An 18,454-nucleotide genomic window follows, 5' to 3' on the forward strand; every position below is an offset into this window, starting at 1 on the left:
TACAGAAGGCTCAGCTCAGTTTCGAGGCGGCATCAGCGTCCAGGAGCCAGAGGGTCTCCAGGATGCCCCTGGCATAAGAGGAGGGGACGTGGGGATCGTCTATGGTTCCCAGGGCAGCAGCCACGGCCGAGGCCTTCTCTGCAGTTGAGGTGAAGAGCCAGACCTTGGGGGTCCGGCGGATGAATGGCGTGGTCATGGTGACCCTGAGCGGGGGCAGTTTGGGTGAGTTGCTGACACCCGTCACCAGCAGAGAGTCATCCTGCAGCCTGACCTCGGGGCGGTCGGGGAAGAGGGAGGCATAGTGGCCGTCGGGGCCCACGCCAAAGACCGCCAAATCCATCCGGCCCTCAGGGCCCAGCTGATCGATGATCTCCTGCTGATACGTAGCTGCCGCCTGGGTCAGGGCCCGTTCATTCGCCTCCTGGTTGGCTGCCTCAACCTGGGCTGGGCTGCGGGTGTCCACGGGCATGGAATGTACATTGGCCTGTGGCAGCAGCCCCTGGTCGATCAGCGCGCCGTACCAGGCCCGTCGTGCCTGTTCGTCGTTGCGGTCCGGGTCTTCCAGTCCCACGAACCGCTCATCGCTCCACCAGAGGTGGACCCGGCTCCAGTCCACGCTCTGGCTCAGGGGATCAGCACCCATCAGGGCGTAGACATCCGCCGCATCCCGCCCGCCGGTCAACGCCAGATCAGCCCGGTCCTGACGGGCCAGGAGGTCTCCCAGCTCCAGCAGGATACGGGCTGCAGTGGCCTGATTGAGCAGCTTGGTTGTGGCATAGGTCACGGTACGACGATCGGTCATCTGATCCTCCTTGCATGCAGGTGATGCTGGACTCAGCCTACACCCGGGCGTTTGCATGTGAATTGAGTCGCTACGGGGAGCCTACTGGTGGTCGACCATTCCCCAGCCCGTGTGGATGACATCCTGATAGACCTCGTCAGGATCCAGCCGACCCAGTTCCTCGCTCATGCAGTCCACGGCAGAGCGCAGGGGCATGGAAATTGTCTGTGGGGCTTGCCCAGGCTGGTTGATCCGGGCCTGGTCATCATGGTGGCGCTCCATGCTCATGACCCCGTCAGGGCGTTCAAAGTAGACACCGGTGACGGCCTGGGCCTGTGGGTCACGCTCAACGGTGACCGGCACCTTAAGTTTCAGCGCCAGCCAAGAGGCCAAGAGCTCCAATGGCAGGTAGTGGGCCTGGCCGGTCACTCTGACCGAACGGATGGGCAGGTGGGGTGGCTGCTGCACCATGGAGGCCAGCTGTGCCCGCCATATGGTGATCCTGGTCCAGGACAGGTCCACGTCCTGAGCATGCGAATGGGCCAGCAGCCCAGCGAAGGCAACCTGGCGATCGTCGGCCTCCATAGCATCGGTGATTCTGCTGGCGGCCATGGTCCCGATGGAATCCTGCGAGGGATCCAGGGGTGGATTGGTTGGCCACCAAACCACCAGAGGGGCATCCGGCACCAGGAGGGGGATGACCAGAGCATCGGAATGGTCCAGCAGGGCCCCCACTGGTCGCAGGACCACCACCTCACCGGCGCCAGCATCCGAGCCGAAGCGAATCTCGGCATCCAGTGTGCGCTCGCCGTTATGGTCGGTGCTCTTGTAGGAGACGCAGTCTTCAGAGGACTGTGCTGCAGCGAATCTCTGGTCCGCTTCCTGCTCGGCCTGGTGATCCTCGGCATCGGTCACCATGGCGATGACCCGGCAGGGGTGTTCACGGCTCGCGGCATTTACGGTCTCCAGGGCCGTCTCCAGATGGGCCTGTTCGGTGATGATGACCAGGGTCAGCACCCGTCCCTGGGCGGCCTCTCCCCGCTCCACGTGGAGCTCGTCGATCTCCCGGGCGATGGCGGAGGTGGTGGTGTTGTTCAGTCTGACTATCATGGCATCCTCCAGTGGTATCCGTCGCGGGCCAGCATCAGATCTGCCTCCCGCGGACCCCAGGTGCCGGCTCGGTAAGGCTGGGGTTGGCCCTGTCTGGCCCAGAACTCCTCGATGGGGTCCAGGATCTTCCAGGAGAGATTGACCTCTTCGGTGGTGGGGAAGAGGGGCGGGTCTCCCAGGAGCACGTCCAGAATCAGCCGCTCGTAGGCCTCTGGGGAGGCCTCGGTGAAGGAACGCCCGTAGGAGAAGTCCATGTTGACGTCGCGCACCTCCATGGCTGAGCCAGGGGTCTTGGCCCCGAAGCGCATAGTCACGCCCTCATCGGGCTGTACGCGGATAACCACAGCGTTGGCGCCCAGTTCCCGGGTGGCTGTGGCCTCGAAGGGCAGGTGGGGGGCACGCTTGAAGACGATGGCGATTTCGCTGACCCGCTTGCCCAGGCGCTTGCCTGTGCGCAGGTAGAAGGGGACGCCGGCCCAGCGACGGGTGTCAACATCCAGCCTGATGGCCGCATAGGTCTCGGTGGTCGAGGAGGGGTCAATCCCGTCCTCGTCCAGGTAACCGACCACGTGCTGGGATCCCTGCCAGCCGGCCGTGTACTGGCCTCGGGCGGTGTGGGCCGCCAGATCCTTGGGAAGACGGACAGCGGACAGGATTTTGGTCTTCTCAGCCGTCAGATCCGACGCTGAGAAGGAAACTGGCTCCTCCATGGCCGTCAGGGCCATCAGCTGCAGCAGGTGGTTCTGGATCACATCCCGGGCTGCGCCGATTCCGTCGTAGTAGCCGGCCCTGCCGCCGATGCCCATGTCCTCGGCCATGGTGATCTGTACGTGGGAGACGTAGTTGGAGTTCCAGACGGGCTCGAACATCATGTTGGCAAAGCGCAGGGCCAGGATGTTCTGCACGGTCTCCTTGCCCAGGTAGTGGTCGATGCGGAAGACAGAATCCGGCTCGAAGACCTCGGAGACCACCCGGTCCAGCTCCTTGGCCGAGGCCAGGTCGTGGCCGAAGGGCTTCTCGATGATGACGCGGCGCCAGGCCCCTTCCTTGGAGTGGGAGAGCCCCGACTCGGCCAGCTGGCGGGCCACCTGGGGGAAGGCCTTGGGCGGTACCGACATGTAGAAGGCATGGTTGCCACGGGTGCCCCGGACCCGGTCCAGTTCAGAGACGGTGGCCGACAGGTTGCGGAAGGCTTCGGCATCGTCAAAGCTGCCCTTGACGAAGCGCATGCCCTGGCTCAAATTCCGCCAGGTGGACTCGTTGAAGGGGGTTCGGCAGTGGGCACGGACGTTCTCCTCCGCAAAGGCGACGAATTGCTGGTCGCTCCAGTCGCGCCGCCCGAAGCCGATCAGTCCGAAGCTGGCTGGCAACAGTCCCCGGTTGGCCAGGTCATAGACGGCCGGCAAGAGCTTTTTCTTGGCCAGATCGCCGGTGACGCCGAAGATGACCAATGAGCTGGGTCCTGCAATGCGCGGCATGCGCAGATCGCGCGGGTCCAGCAGGGGGTTGTGCCAGGGCGCCTGTCGGCCGCCGTCCTCATCAGGGGGAGTGGGCTGGTCGGCGGAGCGCGCAAGTGGTGAAGTGTCCATAGTGCTCCTCGTGAAATACCGTGGCTCCCAGTGTACTGTCGGCAGTAGAAGGGCAGGGCTGATTATCCGCTGAAGTGTGCATAAGCGTCGCAAAGGTCACATTTGCGGCAAGGATCCCTAGAATGGTCGGTATGATTCCCAATGTTCCCATGGCCGAGGCCCTGCACCGTCAGTATGCGCCCTCCCAAGCCGCCTATGAACTGATATACACCCACTGCCAGATTATTGCCGCCCTTGCGGTGCGTATGACCGACCAGGTCAACGAACGCCTGCTGCGTGGTGATGACCCTGACGGGGTCCTGCCCGAACGGCCCCTGAATCGTGACCTGGTCCGCACGGGTGCTCTGCTGCACGACATCGGCACCTACCGGATCCTCAAGGATGACGGCTCACAGGGCCGGCCCCTGACCTTCCAGGGCGAGCGGTACATTGAGCACGGGCTGGAGGGCTATCGCCTGCTGCTGGACGCTGGGGTGGACGAGTCGGTGGCCCAGTTCGCCCGCAACCATACCGGGGTGGGGCTGACCCGGCGCCAGGTGAAGGAGGAGCATCTGAACCTGCCGCCGGACGATTACGTGCCGGTCAATCCCGAACAGGAGGTGGTCATGTATGCGGACAAGTTCCACAGCAAGCACCAGCCACCTATCTTCGTCTCCGAGCCCACTGCCGCCAAGCGCACCGCCAAGTATGGTCCCGATAACTTGGCCCGTTGGAAGCAACTGGTGGCCCGGTACGGCGTGCCGGACCTGCAGCCCCTGGCTAAGCACTACGGCATGACCATCGTCTGATCCTGCCGGACCGGACCCCAGGAACTGCGGAAGCGGCCGCCGAATTCGCGCAGCATCCACGGATCCGGTTGATAGGGGTTGGCTGGATCGGTCCGGCAGGCTGCAACGGCTTTCAGAAAAGAGACCATCCCCTGCGATCCGTAATTGTAAGGAGCTGCGCACCAGACCGGGTTTCCCTCCAGAACAAGAGGCCGATCCGATCCACGGAGGAAGGCCAGATCCACGCTGATTGGTGCAGAAGATTGACCCTTGGCTGCCTGGAGGGCACAGTCTTCGGCGATTCTTCGATGCCTAGGATCGAAGACGGCGCCGTCGAAGACCGTGGTAATGGCCCGGGAGCCCTCGCCCTCATGCAGGCAGTATCCGCTGGAGGCTGCAATCCTGCCACTGTCGACGATGACCCGCCATTCCTCATGGACATCGGGCAAGTGGGTCTGGATGCGAATCAGCGATTGCGGAGGGGCTGTACGCAGATTACCCTGCAGGTCTTCAAGGGTTCGTCGTGCTGCAGGCAGGCCCGATACCCGGCCGGCGGCCAGCTGCGACCAGGGGCGCTGTCCCAAACCTGATGGCAGTCGGCGCCAGGTCAGGATGGTTTCGGCCGTCACGGTCAGAATCCTGCGTCCGGTCAAGGACTGGTCCAGCACATCCAGCCACAAGGTCGGTGGGGATGACAGGACCCAGGAGGGACGGCCATGGGATGCCAGCCAGGCGTTCTGGGCGATCAATAGCCCTGGGGTGATCCATATGGCTTCCTTGACGCCGACTTCCTGAACGGGTCCGAATCCATGGTGATGATGCAGGATGACCCCTTGCCGTCGGCATGGGCCCTTGCTGCATAAATCGATTTGTTCGGCCATGACCCGGGGTATCCACTCCTCATGGGTGATGACCGAACAAATCAGTGCAGTGTCGTCCGTTTCCAGTCCGGAAGGTTGGGGCTCAATCGACGATGAACCGGTCGTCGTAGGTGCCCTCGTCTACGGTGTCCGAACCGCCCGAGGTCAGGATGATCACGGTGCAGTCATGACGGCGGGAGACTCGTTTCAGGGTGGCCAGCAGGGTGTCCCAGTCGCCTGGTTCCAGCCCCTCGGTGGGTTCGTCGGCGACGAGCACATCGCACTCGCAGCACAGGGCTCGGGCCACGGAGGCCAGGCGGAAGTCCAGGTGGCCCAGATCTGCCGTCAGCTTCTCCTGTAGGCGCTCTGGGAAGCCCACCTCGTCCAGCAGTTGACGGGCCAGGGTGTCCTTGGGGCCCAGGAAGGTGCGCCCACTGGCATCCATTGTGTAAACAAGGTTCTGAACGGCGGTCAGGTCGCGCCTCAGGGCATCGGTGCCAAAGATGGCTCCGATCTGGTGGCCGCGATAATCGGAGGCCAGCAACTGGCGCAGGTCCGTGCCCCGGAAGAGCACACTGCCCTGGGTGGGGGCTCGCAGACCGGTCATCAGAGCCATCAGAGCGGCCCGTCCGGAAGGCGAGGTGGTCTCGACCGAGTAGATGCGGCGTCGTTGGAAATCCAGATCGACATCGTCCAGGATCTGTTCGGGGCGACCCTGGACCTTGCGGGTGTAATCCACGTGCTTCAGGGAAAGCACCGGGTAGCCGCCAGGAACCAGCACACGTTGGTCCTCGGTCTCCGACAGCGGGTCCTCTTCCTGATCGCCATCGAGATCTTCGGCATCTTCATGTTCGATAACCACTTTGAAGGCAGCCAGCGAGACATCTTCGTCCGAGGAATCATCCTCCTCGGACCTTTCGCCCGTCTGAGTGGCTGCTTCTTCCTCGGCTTCGGGCAGCGGATCGGTGTTGGTGTTCTCGGCGGCTTTTTGCTCAGTATCGGTCCTTACTTGAGCGGCTTGCTTCTGATCGGCCTGTTTCTGATCAGTCGTTGCCTGGGACTCCTCGTTAGGCTGCTGGTCTGATGTCTTTTCGCTCATGCCTCGTCCTCCAGGTCGTTGGTGTATAGCTGGGCGGTTCGGAAGGCCGCTACCCTGGCGGCTGCTGCCAGAGCTAGGACCAGGCAGACGGCCAGGCCAATCAGGATCATCTTCCAGATCAGACCAGCATTAGGCATGCCGGCCAGGCTCCCCAGCCGGAAGAGCGACCGGCCCAGGGGTCGGCTGATTGCGGCACCCAGAGCCAGGCCCAAGGCAAGTCCGGGCAGGGTGAGCAAGAGGGTCTCCAGGGCGAACTGCCAGCCCAGCCGGGCCTTGTGGACCCCGATGGTGATGGCCATGCCGATTTCGTTGGCGCGGCCGCGCAGCATGAGAAAGAGGCAACCCAGCAGAATCAGCCCGCCCGGCAAGCAGGCCAGGATGATGGTGGTTCGCGCCTGGTCGGCGGCCTGGTGGACCGGCTCCATCCGCCGCTTGTAGTCCTTCAGGCTGGGAGAGTCGATGTCGTACTGCGAGGCTTTGAGCCCGTCCTTGCGTAGTTCCTTGATGAACTTTTGGTAGGTGCTCGGTGAATCCAGCACGAAGGCCACCAGCAGTTCATGACCAGGGTCTCCTGGCTTGCTGGCCGTATCCAGCCCCAGCATGGCGAAGGTGGGGTAGGCCGTGTAAATGGCCCGGTTGGCTGCCTGGTCGGCCGCATTGCGGTAGTGATAGGTGCCCGAGACGGTCAGCTTGACCTGCTGATCCTGCTGGCGGGGATCCTTGATGGTCAGGGTATCGCCCACCTTGAGCTTGTTGGCCTGTGCCATCTGCTTGGAGATCAGCACGGTCTGGGTGCCGGAGGTATTCTGTGAGGCGTAGTCCAGCCCCCTGCCCTGGTCCAGCACGAAGGGGCCGTGAGGCAGGGTGGGTTCGGCTGCCTTGTCGGAGACGCCCACCAGGGAGTAGGTGCCTGACTGAGGCAGCCCCTCCGGGCTGATGTTCGCAGTCTCATGGAAGTAGGCCTTGTACTGCACGGCATCCATCTGCAGGCGCTGGGCGTATTTGGAATACTCGTTCCAGCCCAGGGGAGAGGCCTTGGTTCCCTTGCGCGGGCTGATGACGGCATCCACCTCTTGGGATTCGTAGTCGGTGGTACGTGCCTTGGTGTCAGCCTGGAGCACGGTGGCCGCCGTCGTGGCCAGCGCCGTCACGACCAGGCAGGCCAGAACCATGACCAGGCTCCGCGCCGCATGCCGCCTGATGGTGAACCAGGCGTTCTTGAGAACGAACATGACACCCTTCCTGATAGCGTTCCAGGGATGACCGGGCGGCCCACGATGGCGGGCCTTAAGTCCGGTCGCCGTCCTCCAGTCTAGCCAGGGACGTTCCCAAGCTAGCGGTGCGAACTTGGAGCTTGCTGAATGTCCTGCTCGGCCTCTGCCAGGTCGGCGTGGGAGAAGTTGCGCACCTTAAGGGAGACGGCCAGAGCGGCCAGAATCAGCACCAGGGTGAAGATCAATCCGTAGTGGGTGCCCCTGGTGAAGGCCTGGGCTTTATCGGCTCCGGCTGCATGCCCCTCGCCCATGGCCAGCAGGGAGGTGGTGATTGCCGTGGCCACGGCTCCTACAATCTGCTGCATGGTGTTGATGATGGTGCTGCCGTCGCCGGACTGCGGGCCGCTCAGAGAGTTGAGTGCGTAGGTCTGGGCTGGCGACATGGCCAGCGGGCAGCCGATCATGAGGATGATGTGGGCAGCCACCACCAGGGCCACAGGGGTGTGCGGGCCGGTGAACAGGAGAATGACCGTACCCACCAGTGCGACAAGGAATCCGCAACGGACGGGAATTCGGGCCCCGAAGCCGTCATAGAGCCGTCCGGCGAAGGCTGAGACCAGGGCGTTGATGGCGCCGCCGGGCAGCATAAGGATGCCGGTCATGGCCACGGGCAGGAGCAGCCCCCGCTGCAGGAACTGGGGCAGCAGATACATGGAGGAGAGGATGACTGCGAAGTCAAGCATGACCAGGGTGGCACCGTAGCGGAAGGCTGGGATGGAGAAGATGCGCAGGTTGAGCACCGGGTGCTCCAGGCCCAGCTGACGACGAATATAGAGGACCAGGGCTACTAGGGCCACGACCAGGATGATCAGGGTGACCGGGGAGAGCCATCCGTACCGGCTGGCCAGGCTGACGCCTGCCACCAGTCCGCCGAAGCCGACAATGGACTCCAGAATCGAGGCCAGGTCGGGCCGCTGGTGGGTGATGGTTCCCACGTTCTTCAGGAAGCAGACGGCGAAAATCAGGGCCACAACCAGGAAGGGGGTGAAGAACCAGAAGATCCAGTGCCAGGTCAGCTTGCCCAGGATGATTCCGGTCAGGGTCGGGCCGATGGCGGGGGCGAACATGATGACCAGGGCGCACATGCCCATGACCGTGCCCAGTCTGGTCGGCGGAAAGATCAGCATGGCCACGGTGAACATGAGCGGCAGGATCAGGCCGGTGCCGATGCCCTGGATCAGCCGTCCCGTCAGAAGGACAGGGAAGGTGGGGGCCATGGCCGAGATCACTGAGCCCGCCAGGAAGGCGACCAGGCCGAAGATCACGGTCTGCCTGGTGGTGAACCACTTGGAGATCAGGCTGGAGAAGGGCAGGACAATGCCGATGACCAGCATGTATCCCGTGACCAGCCACTGCACGGTGGCAGCGGGGATTTGGAAGCTCTCCATCAGGTTGGGCAGGGCGATATTGAGCGAGGTTTCACTCAGCATGCCCACGAAGGCCCCGATCATCAGCGCGGCGATGGCCGGCCAGGGATGGGGGACGGCCGGGCGTGACCGGTGAACGGAGGCAGAGGTGGACGTGTTTTGCACGATAATGATCTCCTTCTTCAGACAAACAGCACGCCATCTTAGGGAGGCGGTCATTTTTTCGTAAGTCGGCATGTCTACTCGCTTCGCCGAAGGCGTGCCGCATCGGGATGGAAAAGGTTATGCTCGGGAATGGTCGTCAGAGACCACAAGGAGGGTGCGTGTGGATTGGCATGCAACGGTCTACGGGTCAAGAGCCGTTGGTTCAGCAGGTCATGGTTTCTATGATCCGGGCGACGAGGAGGAGGGGCGGACCTTCGGCGACCCGGACACCATCTCTGACGCCGCTCTGCGTCGATTGGGCGGCAAGGCCTACTTCCGTGCCCATCAACTGCTGGATGACCGCCGCTTTACAGACCTGCGCCTGCGGCACCTGGGAGCTTTGACCGTTCTCAAGGGTCGTGTGCCTGCCACCTATCAGCCGGATGGCGACTGCATGGTTCAGGCTCGGCTGGACGAGCAGGCCCATCGGGTCATCGACTCCTCATGCACTTGCCGGGCCTTTGGGCGCCAGGGTCCTGCATGCAAGCATGTAGTCGCCCTGATCATGGCCTACAACGAATCCAGCCAGTCCTTTGTAGGATCGGATGACTGGACCGGTGACCAGGGTCGATCCCGGTCCACCCGATCGACCTCAGGGCCCCTGGCGGCCTATATGCACCGGCAGGAGGGTCGGCGTCGGCAGTCTTTTCGTGACCGCCAACTGAGCCTGCTCAAGCAAGAGAACGGACCGGTCGGAGGCCGTCACCTGCCCATTGGCTCAGTCGGGCTGATTCCCGATCTGACCAGTGAGCGCGGCGGCTGGCTGGTCCGCCTGCACATCACCCTGTCCTCCCACGGGGTCGCCTACCTGGTCAAGGATCTGCCGGCCCTGCTGCGCGCTGTGGACCAGGGCGAATTCATGTCTTACGGACGGCGGCTGGCCTTCATTCATTCTCGTGACACCTTTGATGACCGGGCCCAGGCTCTGCTGACCATTCTGGAAAGGGCCGGCGCCATCCGCCGCAGCCTGGCTGAACAGGAGGGGGGCATGCGCCGCCGTCTTACACGTGCAGGATTGGCGGGGATTCGACTCAGCGACGACGAGGTAGCGCAGATCCTCGATCTGTTCGTGGATTCCGGGCTCACCCTGGATTACACGCCTCCCGAGGACTCCTTCCTGCAGACCATGCCTGCCCCCGTGGTCGACGGAGACCCAGACCCCGGCATTGCGGTCAGCAAGGAGGCGGACGGTTACCGAATCACCCATGCCCTGGCCGTGGAATGCTTCATCGTAGGCCAGGCTTCTTCCTTCGTTATTGTGCGCCCCTCGCAGCCTGGCCTGGGGCTGGATCCGGGGCCGGTCATCCACCGTTGCAGCACGCGTTTCATGCGTCATCGGGACCTGTTGGAGACTCTCTGCCGCCCTGGCGAGGATCGAGATCTGCATCTGGATGAAGACGACCTGGACCTGTTCGCCCGGACCGTTCTGCCCGACCTGGACCAGGGTGCCCAGGAAGGATCTGGGCTCTCCGCCAGTCTGCCCGAGGAGCTGGATGCCCGGCGGCGGCCGCCCTGCAGGATCGAGCTTTACTTGGACAGGGATCGGCAGGGGGTCAGCTGCGACCTCAAGGCACGCTATGGGGATCGTCTTCTGTCCGTCGGCGCTGACCCCGCCTCGGAGGATGAACCCGGCAGGGATCGGGAGAGCGAATCCTTGGCCCGGCAGACGGTCCGACGCTATTTCCCCTTGATGGAGGATGGGTTGGCGCGCATCCCCGAAGAGAACGAGGAGGCTATACATACCCTGCTGACCCGGGGCCTGCCCGTGCTCAAGGGCCTGGGACGAGTCTTTTCAACCCCGGCCTTCGACGGGCTCAGCGTCGTCTCTCATCCGCAGATCCGCGTGGGTGTGCGGGTGCGATCCGGCCTGGTCGAGATCTCGCCCATTGCCGATGAGGTCCGGCCCGATGAGGCCGCTGCCATCCTGGCTGACTATCGCCGTCGTCGGCGTTTCCATCGTCTGAGCAACGGGGCCTTCGTCGAGCTGGCTGATCTGAATACCGAGGCTGTCGACACCCTGGCTGAAGACCTGGGCATCGACCCGGCTGATCTGGTCAAGGGGCCGGTCCGGGTGCCCGAATTCCAGCTCGGCTACCTGGATGCACTGGTGCCTGAGCAGGACCGCGATTCCAGCTTCCGCGATTACCTGAAGGAGCGCAAGCCTGATCCTCAGGGGTTCAAGGTCCCTGACGGGTTGCAGGGGCAGCTCAGACCCTACCAGGTCGAAGGGTTGCGTTGGCTGTGCACTCTGAGCGACCGTGGATTCGGTGGCATCCTGGCCGACGAGATGGGCCTTGGCAAGACCATACAGATGCTGGCCTACCTGCTCTCCCGTCGGAATCAGGCCAGGGATCGAGGGCCTTCGCTGATTGTCTGCCCGGCCTCCTTGGTCTACAACTGGGAGGCCGAGTGTCGTCGTTTTACACCGGATCTGCGGGTGGCGGTCCTGGCCGGGGGGCGCAGCCAGCGTCAGACTTTGCTGGATCAGGCCAGGTCCTACGACTTGCTGATTACTTCATACGATCTGCTCAGGAGGGACCTGGACCGGTATAGGAGTCTGCCCTGGTATGCCTTGGTCTTGGATGAGGCCCAGTACATCAAAAACCATGCCACCAAGGCAGCTCGGGCCGTACGCGCTCTGGACAGTCTGCATCGGTTCGCTCTGACCGGTACACCCATCGAAAATCGTCTGTCTGAGCTTTGGAGCATCTTCGACTTCCTGATGCCGGGGATGTTGGGTCCCTACTCCCGGTTCAGGGACCGCTTCGAAATGCCCATACTCAGCGGCGATCAGGATGCCCAGTCCCGGCTCCAGGCCCTGGTTGGACCATTCATCCTGCGCCGGCTGAAGTCACAGGTGCTGACGGATCTGCCCGAGAAGATCGAAAACGTGATCAGCGTGCCCCTGCAGGGTCGTCAGCGCAAGCTTTATGCGGCTCTGGAGCAGGAGCTGAGGGCCACGCTCAACAAGGAAAGGGATCAGGAGTACGAGGTCGGTAAAATCCAGGTGCTGGCCCAGCTGACCAGGCTGCGGGAGGTTTGCTGCGATCCGCGTCTGGTCTACCAGGATCAGGGTCGGGACCGGCGCGGCGAGTCGGCCAAACTGGATGCCATCGAGGATCTGGTGGTCTCCTGCCAGGATGCCGGGCGTAAGATGCTGATCTTCTCCCAGTTCACCTCCTACCTGGACCTGATAGCCCAGCGGCTCCGTCGGCTGGATGTGCCTTACGACCTGATCACCGGCGCCACATCCAAGAAGAGGCGGCTGGAGCTGGTGGAACAGTTCAATAGGGATGCCACGCCGGTTTTTCTGATCTCCCTGAAGGCCGGCAACACCGGGCTCAACCTGACCGGAGCCTGTGTAGTGGTCCATGCGGACCCCTGGTGGAACGCCGCTGCCCAGGAGCAGGCCAACGACCGCGCCCACAGGATCGGCCAGACCCAGGACGTCAACGTCTATCAGGTCGTAGCCAAGGACACCATAGAGGAACGCATCCTCAACCTGCAGCACAGCAAGAGCGACCTGGCATCGCGCTTTGTCGATTCCGCCGCCTCCACCGGCGCTTCCAGCGTGGCAAGACTGAGCAGAAAAGACCTCCTGGCCCTGTTGGGTTGAGCGGCTTGGACTGGGCGTTGACAGTCTGTATACGCAGTGTCATCGATGGCGAGTTTGACGAATACCTGGGAGTCGGAGCAGAAGCGGCAGACTTCCACTGATTGGGAGTCCTAGGCTTTTTATTGATTCATATTCATATGAGGCGTAAGCCAACTGTTTGGATGACGCGGCAAAGATTGATAGAGATCCGCTTGTGCTTATTCTTGCCCCCCTGCATTAGCGCTCGATGAGGTCGAGCATCACAATAATCGGGCCTCTTTCGTCTGCCAATGGTTGCTATGTCCTGGCCTATTGGGTTTTATTCTTGGATATATTCGTTTACAGCATGCGGCTTGATTTTCGCAGGATCATATTTCATTATCGGAGATGTAATTTGCTTGCCATTTGGACATTTCTGGTTTCCTTGTGTGCTGACCGTGGTTGAGATGTAGATTGTCATCCTGCCGAATTCAGTCTTCTCCCCTATCTAGTTCCATGCCAAAAGGACGGATTCTTTTGTGTTGTTTCCGTCGTCGCAATCTTACTTGTTTAGGGCGGGACTATAATAAATTTACGGTATTGATATCGAAAGTTACGTTATAAATTATGCGAGTTACTGCAGCGAAGAAGGAATGAGCATGTTTGAGCCCATGTGGCTATCGCCAAAAGTCATAAGACCCATAGTCGGCACCCGCAGGTTCTATATTGAAGGTCTTGATTTTCAAGATCCTGTCGCGGCGCGCATATATAGAGAACTGCTTGATTTCTTCGGGGCTAGCCAAGCGGCTGACCGGCAGTGCGCGGATTTGGTCTTCATAATGAATTCCGCTGCCCTACCTGCAGAACGGGACGGGGCCTATCGCATCCACACAGAGGGGGATTGTGTCTGCATCGAAGGCAATACGGCCACGGCCCTCCTCTATGGCCTATACGGATGGATGCGCAGAAAGGCATGCGGGCAGCAGATCGATGACTTTGAGTCAGTGCCGAATCAGGCGTTGAGAATGATCGATCACTGGGATCAGACGGATGGCTCGGTTGAGCGCGGGTATGCAGGCGAATCCATCTTTTTCGGCGTTCTGGGTTCTAATAGCCATGCTGATTTCCGTAATTTTCCTGATCGGCACCAGGACGATCCCTTCCGAGGTGATCTGGCAAGGGTGACCGCCTATGCACGTCTTCTGGCATCAATCGGTATCAATGCCATAGCTTTGAACAATGTGAATGTGCGAGGCGAGGCCAAGAAACTGATTGTCAAACCATACCTCGACCGGGTTGCAGTGCTCGCCGACATCTTCGGGCAATTCGGCATTCGGGTCTTCCTGTCGGTGAACTTTGCTTCGCCCATCGATGTCGGCGGTCTGTCCACGGCGGACCCCCTTGCTGATGAGGTCTCGGCTTGGTGGGAAAAGACAGTCGCTGATATATATCAGCGTATTCCCGCCTTCGGCGGTTTTCTGGTCAAAGCGGATGCTGAAGGAGAACCGGGCCCCACGCGGTACGGGCGCACACACGTCGATGGGGCGAATATGCTGGCTCGACCCCTGTCCAGGCACGGCGGCCTTGTCATATGGAGAGCTTTTGTCTATGACTGCAATCAGGACTGGAGGGATAGGAGCCTGGATAGGGCCAAATCCGCATATGAGAATTTCATCGGTCTTGACGGGCTGTTTGCTGAAAATGTCGTTCTCCAGGTCAAATTCGGCCCCATCGATTTCCAGGTCAGCGAGCCTGCCAACCCTTTGATAGGTCGCATGACCCATACGAATCTTATGATCGAGTTCCAAATCACCGCTGAATACCTAGGGCAGCAGATTGACGTCAACTATGTTCTGCCGCAGTGGCTGGCAATGACCAATTGGGATACCTGTGCCCCACAGGTTGATGCACGTGTCAAGGCAGTGGTCCCGAAGCTGTGCCTGGTTTCCGCTCATACGGGTTTCGCAGGAGTCAGCAATGTGGGCATGGATGACAACTGGACAGGAAACACCCTGGCTCAGGCCAACCTTTACGGGTTCGGTCGTATGTGCTGGGATCCCGATGCAACGGCTGGCTCCATTCTGGATGAATGGATGACGCTCACCTTTCCTGATTTGCGCGGTCCGGCAAGGGAGGCCGTCAGTGAGATCATGCTCACTTCGAACAAGACCTTCAAGAACTACACCGCTCCTCTGGGCGTAGGGTTCATGGTCAAGCCCGGTTTGCACTATGGCGTGGACGTGAACGGATATGAATACGATAGGTGGGGCACGTATCATTTTGCTGACCGAGACGGAATCGGCGTGGACCGAACGCAATCAACTGGGACAGGCTTTACGGCCCAGTATCATCAGGCTCTTGAGGAGCGGTTCGAGCATGCGGAAACAACCCCGGAGGATCTGCTGCTCTTCTTTCACCATCTGCCTTATGACCACGTGCTTCATGATGGGCAGACGCTCATCCAGCACATCTACAGTTCCCATTTCGAAGGCGTAAAGGAGGTTGAGCGATATATAACGCTTTGGAAGAAAGTCAAAGGCTCGATTCCCCAGGCTGACTGGGAGAACGTGGCAGACAGACTCCAGGCGCAGAAAACCGACGCAGTCGAATGGCGCGATCAGATAAACACATACTTCCATCGCATGAGCGGAGTGCCCGACAGGCTCGGCCGCAAGATTTACGCATAAGGGGGAAATACAGATGATCATTGACAATCCGGTGTTAAAGGGCTTCCATCCTGATCCATCCATGATTCGTGTTGGGGACACCTACTATATAGCCACTTCCACATTCGAGTGGTTTCCCGGCGTACGCGTCCATTCTTCACGTGACATGGTCCATTGGCAATATGTGACCAGCATCCTGAATTCCGAGAGAATGGTCAATCTGCGTGGCGACCCCTCCTCGGGCGGCGTCTGGGCTCCTGACCTCTCCTATTCCGATGGACGGTTTTGGCTGGTCTTCTCGGATATCAAGACCGTCACGGGCACCTTCAAGGATGGCACCAACTATCTGACCAGCGCCGAGCGCATAGAAGGACCCTGGACCGATCCAGTGCCCATCAACTATGTGGGGTTCGACGCGTCCCTCTTCCACGACGATGACGGCAGAAAGTATCTGATTCAGCAGACCTGGGATCATCGTGAGTATCATCATCACTTCGATGGAATAACACTGACTGAATTCGACACATCCACCATGCGGTTGTTGCCTGAGACATCCAGAACCATATGGAGGGGAACGGATGTCAGGTTGTCTGAAGGCCCTCATCTTTACAAGATCAATGGGTGGTACTACTTGTTCGCGGCCGAGGGGGGCACGACTTTCTCTCATCAAGAGACCGTCTCTCGTTCGCGGACGCTTCAGGCTGACTCTTTCGAAACCATGCCGGGCGATGAGCCTTTCCTGAGCAATTTCGATACCCCACGGTCCTACCTGCAGAAGCAGGGGCATGGATCGCTGGTGGACACCCCCATGGGAGAGTGGTATTACGCATCGTTGTGCGCTCGTCCCTGGCACCGACCCCAGGAGTCGGTCGTGGATCCTCGAGGGTGGTGCACCTTAGGTCGCGAGACATCCATCCAGAAGGTGGAGTGGGACGAGGACGGATGGCCTCACATCCAGGGAGGCCACGGAGGCAGTCGGTATGTGGAGGCTCCTAGAGATGCCCCAGTGTCTTCGCAAAAGCACGAGGAGGTCCATCAGCATGATGATTTCGAATCGGATACGCTTGGTCCGGATTGGTGTACATTACGGGTGCCCTTCAATGAAAAAATGGGCTCAGTGGGTGCAGGCTCCCTCCGCTTGAGGGGCCAGGGGTCGCTGCATAATCTTTTTGACTTGTCTCTGGTGGCCAGACGCTGGCAGGCCTTCGACTTCGACGCTCAGGTGCGGATGGATTTCGAACCGAGGTCCTATCAGGCTATGGCGGGGTTGACCAACTACTACAGCGACGCAAATTTCAGTTGGATATTTGTCACCTGGGACGAAAGGCGTAGCACGCGGGTGATTGAGGTCGCCCAATCTGATGGAAATCGTTACGTCTCATACCTCAAGGATGAAGCAATTCCTGTGCCTACGGGCGCTCATGTCTGGTTCAAAACCAAAGTCCGCACCTCGTCCTACTCCTATCAATACTCATTCGATGGTCGTCACTGGGCCACGGTTCCGGTTATCCTGGATGCGGCAGTCCTTTCGGACGACCATGTGTATAAGCAGATTGACGGTTACTTCACCGGTGGTTTTGTCGGCTTGGCAGCGGTTGATTATTCGGGTTATGGGAGCCTGGCCACTTTCAGCTCCTTTGATTACAGGGAGCTAAAGGAGAAACCATGATCAGCGGTGTGCAGATGTTCTGCTCGGAGTTCATGGGCACCGCCCTTATGATGGCCATCGCGGTCATGGTTGCCGCCAGTAGGTCGCTCCCCAAGACGGGGGCCTATCGAGCCGACTGGGTCAACGCGTCGTTGGGCTGGGGTCTTGCTGTCTATGTAGGCGTATATGCGGGGTGGAGAACGGGCGGCCATCTGAATCCGGCGGTGACCCTGGCCAGGGTGGTCGGTCACTGGATTGACCCACAGGCGACCCTGAACGGCCTGGCAATGGGCAAGGGTGGCATTCCGGTCACCATGGCCAATGTGGCCATCTTCATTTCCGCCCAGTTCCTTGGGGCTTTCTTAGGTTCCTGTCTGGGCTACCTGGGCACTCGCAAGCATTTCGAACTTTCGACCGATACAGATACCAAACTCATGATTTTCTGCACCAAGCCGGCCATACGTTCGAATTTCTGGAATCTGACATCGGAGGCCATCGGCACGGCCATCCTGGTTTCCTGGGTTTTCCTCAATGGTGGGACTCCTACGCAAGTCGGGCCGCTGGGCGTGGCCCTGGTCATCACGGTTCTGGTTATGGCCCTGGGAGGGGTTTCTGGTGCGGCCATGAATCCTGCTCGTGACTTTTCCGCCCGATTGGCTTACTGCCTTCTGCCCATGTCCGGCAAGAAGGATGCGGACTGGAGCTACGCCTGGATACCCTTTGTCGGGCCGATCGTCGGAGCCTGCATCGGTGTGCTAGCTCCTGCCTGGATGGGGCTTCTGCCTTGATCGTCGACATGGAAAAGCCCCTGGCCCTGTCAGGGGGTTATTACGACAGGACCGGGGGTCGAGTTAGTTAGATAGCTCAAGCTCAGTAGCTGGCTGAGGTGGGCTCCTGGAAGCGGACTGTCAGCCCGCGGCCGTGGTGAAGGAACATCTCCGCACCGTGGCGGTCGACGTCGCGATGGGTGAAGAGCATACGGATGGCGAATGCCGTTTGGGCATCATCGGGCAGGTCCAGGAAGGCCTTATGGGCATCCCAGCCATCGGCTGCGACAGCCTTGTTGGGTACGTAGGCATACCCATAGCCGTCCTCGTCCACGTAGCCCAGGAAAGGCAGATCCCATGCCTGGTGGTAGCTCAACTGATTCTTGTAATCCTCGACCTTCTTGAGGGCTTCGTCGTTGATGCCATACTTGCGGGCGACCTCGTTGGCCTTGGCGGTCTTCGCTGCGGCATCTTTTCCGAACATGGAAGTATCAACAACAATGACTGTATCGTCTACCATGACTGACCTTTCTGTGTAACGGCCTGCACGTGTGACAATCGACGTCATGACCGTGCAGGGCCATGACCGTTCAGGTGACCGTCCATCGTCGACGGTGACCTCTGGATGCAAGATTCCTTCCACCTGCAAGAATACCAAATTTCGTCTGCAGATAGGGGCAGGGAACCGTGAGGTTCGCCATAGGCGCCTGTCATCAGAGAAGAAGAGGCCCAGCTATGTTCTCATGCA

At 60.4% G+C, this 18,454-nt stretch carries 13 protein-coding genes; 5 read left to right on the forward strand and 8 right to left on the reverse strand.

What is annotated here, in order from left to right; translation table 11 throughout:
• Positions 1 to 10: 10 nt before the first annotated feature.
• The 3 genes from pgl to zwf form a co-directional block, all read right to left on the reverse strand.
• Complete coding sequence (pgl, locus tag ACNAOV_RS00950) at positions 11 to 802, reverse strand: 6-phosphogluconolactonase (RefSeq protein ID WP_416517582.1); 792 nt, start codon at positions 800 to 802, stop codon at positions 11 to 13.
• An 81-nt stretch (positions 803 to 883) separates the two neighbouring features.
• Positions 884 to 1,891 carry a glucose-6-phosphate dehydrogenase assembly protein OpcA gene (locus ACNAOV_RS00955; RefSeq protein WP_416517583.1) on the reverse strand — a complete coding sequence of 336 codons (1,008 nt, stop codon included), beginning with the start codon at positions 1,889 to 1,891 and terminating at the stop codon, positions 884 to 886.
• Entirely contained in the window at positions 1,888 to 3,369 is a 1,482-nt protein-coding gene (zwf, locus tag ACNAOV_RS00960) for a glucose-6-phosphate dehydrogenase (protein WP_416518112.1), read from the reverse strand. Before zwf ends, ACNAOV_RS00955 begins: the two co-directional genes overlap by 4 nt.
• A 233-nt stretch (positions 3,370 to 3,602) precedes the next feature.
• On the opposite strand from zwf, the gene ACNAOV_RS00965 reads away from it, so the two are divergent.
• Positions 3,603 to 4,268, forward strand: a complete 666-nt coding sequence (locus ACNAOV_RS00965; protein ID WP_416517584.1) for an HD domain-containing protein — start codon at positions 3,603 to 3,605, stop codon at positions 4,266 to 4,268.
• Here ACNAOV_RS00965 and ACNAOV_RS00970 read toward each other — a convergent pair.
• From ACNAOV_RS00970 to ACNAOV_RS00985, 4 genes are all read right to left on the reverse strand, one after another.
• Complete coding sequence (locus tag ACNAOV_RS00970) at positions 4,247 to 5,128, reverse strand: hypothetical protein (RefSeq protein ID WP_416517585.1); 882 nt, start codon at positions 5,126 to 5,128, stop codon at positions 4,247 to 4,249. The two genes, ACNAOV_RS00965 and ACNAOV_RS00970, sit on opposite strands and share 22 nt — an antisense overlap.
• Before the next feature lie 82 nt (positions 5,129 to 5,210).
• Positions 5,211 to 6,206 (reverse strand): ATP-binding cassette domain-containing protein, encoded by a 996-nt coding sequence (locus tag ACNAOV_RS00975; protein ID WP_416517586.1) that lies wholly within the window; start codon positions 6,204 to 6,206, stop codon positions 5,211 to 5,213.
• Entirely contained in the window at positions 6,203 to 7,438 is a 1,236-nt protein-coding gene (locus tag ACNAOV_RS00980; RefSeq protein ID WP_416517587.1) for an FtsX-like permease family protein, read from the reverse strand. The genes ACNAOV_RS00975 and ACNAOV_RS00980 overlap by 4 nt, the downstream gene beginning before the upstream one ends.
• Before the next feature lie 101 nt (positions 7,439 to 7,539).
• Positions 7,540 to 9,012 (reverse strand): DHA2 family efflux MFS transporter permease subunit, encoded by a 1,473-nt coding sequence (locus tag ACNAOV_RS00985; RefSeq protein WP_416517588.1) that lies wholly within the window; start codon positions 9,010 to 9,012, stop codon positions 7,540 to 7,542.
• Between the two features lie 160 nt (positions 9,013 to 9,172).
• On the opposite strand from ACNAOV_RS00985, the gene ACNAOV_RS00990 reads away from it, so the two are divergent.
• The 4 genes from ACNAOV_RS00990 (at position 9,173) to ACNAOV_RS01005 (ending at position 17,727) form a co-directional block, all read left to right on the forward strand.
• On the forward strand, positions 9,173 to 12,667 hold the full coding sequence (locus ACNAOV_RS00990; RefSeq protein ID WP_416517589.1) for an SNF2-related protein: 3,495 nt from the start codon (positions 9,173 to 9,175) through the stop codon (positions 12,665 to 12,667).
• 797 nt (positions 12,668 to 13,464) lie between these two features.
• Entirely contained in the window at positions 13,465 to 15,312 is a 1,848-nt protein-coding gene (locus ACNAOV_RS00995) for an alpha-glucuronidase (RefSeq protein WP_416517590.1), read from the forward strand.
• A gap of 13 nt (positions 15,313 to 15,325) precedes the next feature.
• Positions 15,326 to 16,960: a glycoside hydrolase family 43 protein gene (locus ACNAOV_RS01000; protein ID WP_416517591.1), complete on the forward strand. Its 1,635-nt coding sequence runs from the start codon at positions 15,326 to 15,328 to the stop codon at positions 16,958 to 16,960.
• On the forward strand, positions 16,957 to 17,727 hold the full coding sequence (locus ACNAOV_RS01005) for an MIP/aquaporin family protein (RefSeq protein WP_416517592.1): 771 nt from the start codon (positions 16,957 to 16,959) through the stop codon (positions 17,725 to 17,727). The genes ACNAOV_RS01000 and ACNAOV_RS01005 overlap by 4 nt, the downstream gene beginning before the upstream one ends.
• A gap of 82 nt (positions 17,728 to 17,809) precedes the next feature.
• Here ACNAOV_RS01005 and ACNAOV_RS01010 read toward each other — a convergent pair whose 3' ends face one another.
• Positions 17,810 to 18,226: a glycerophosphodiester phosphodiesterase gene (locus ACNAOV_RS01010; protein WP_416517593.1), complete on the reverse strand. Its 417-nt coding sequence runs from the start codon at positions 18,224 to 18,226 to the stop codon at positions 17,810 to 17,812.
• Positions 18,227 to 18,454 lie beyond the last annotated feature (228 nt).

Origin of the sequence: Bifidobacterium asteroides (assembly GCF_048001765.1) — a bacterium.
In the GTDB taxonomy this organism is placed as follows: Bacteria; Actinomycetota; Actinomycetes; order Actinomycetales; family Bifidobacteriaceae; genus Bombiscardovia; species Bombiscardovia asteroides_K.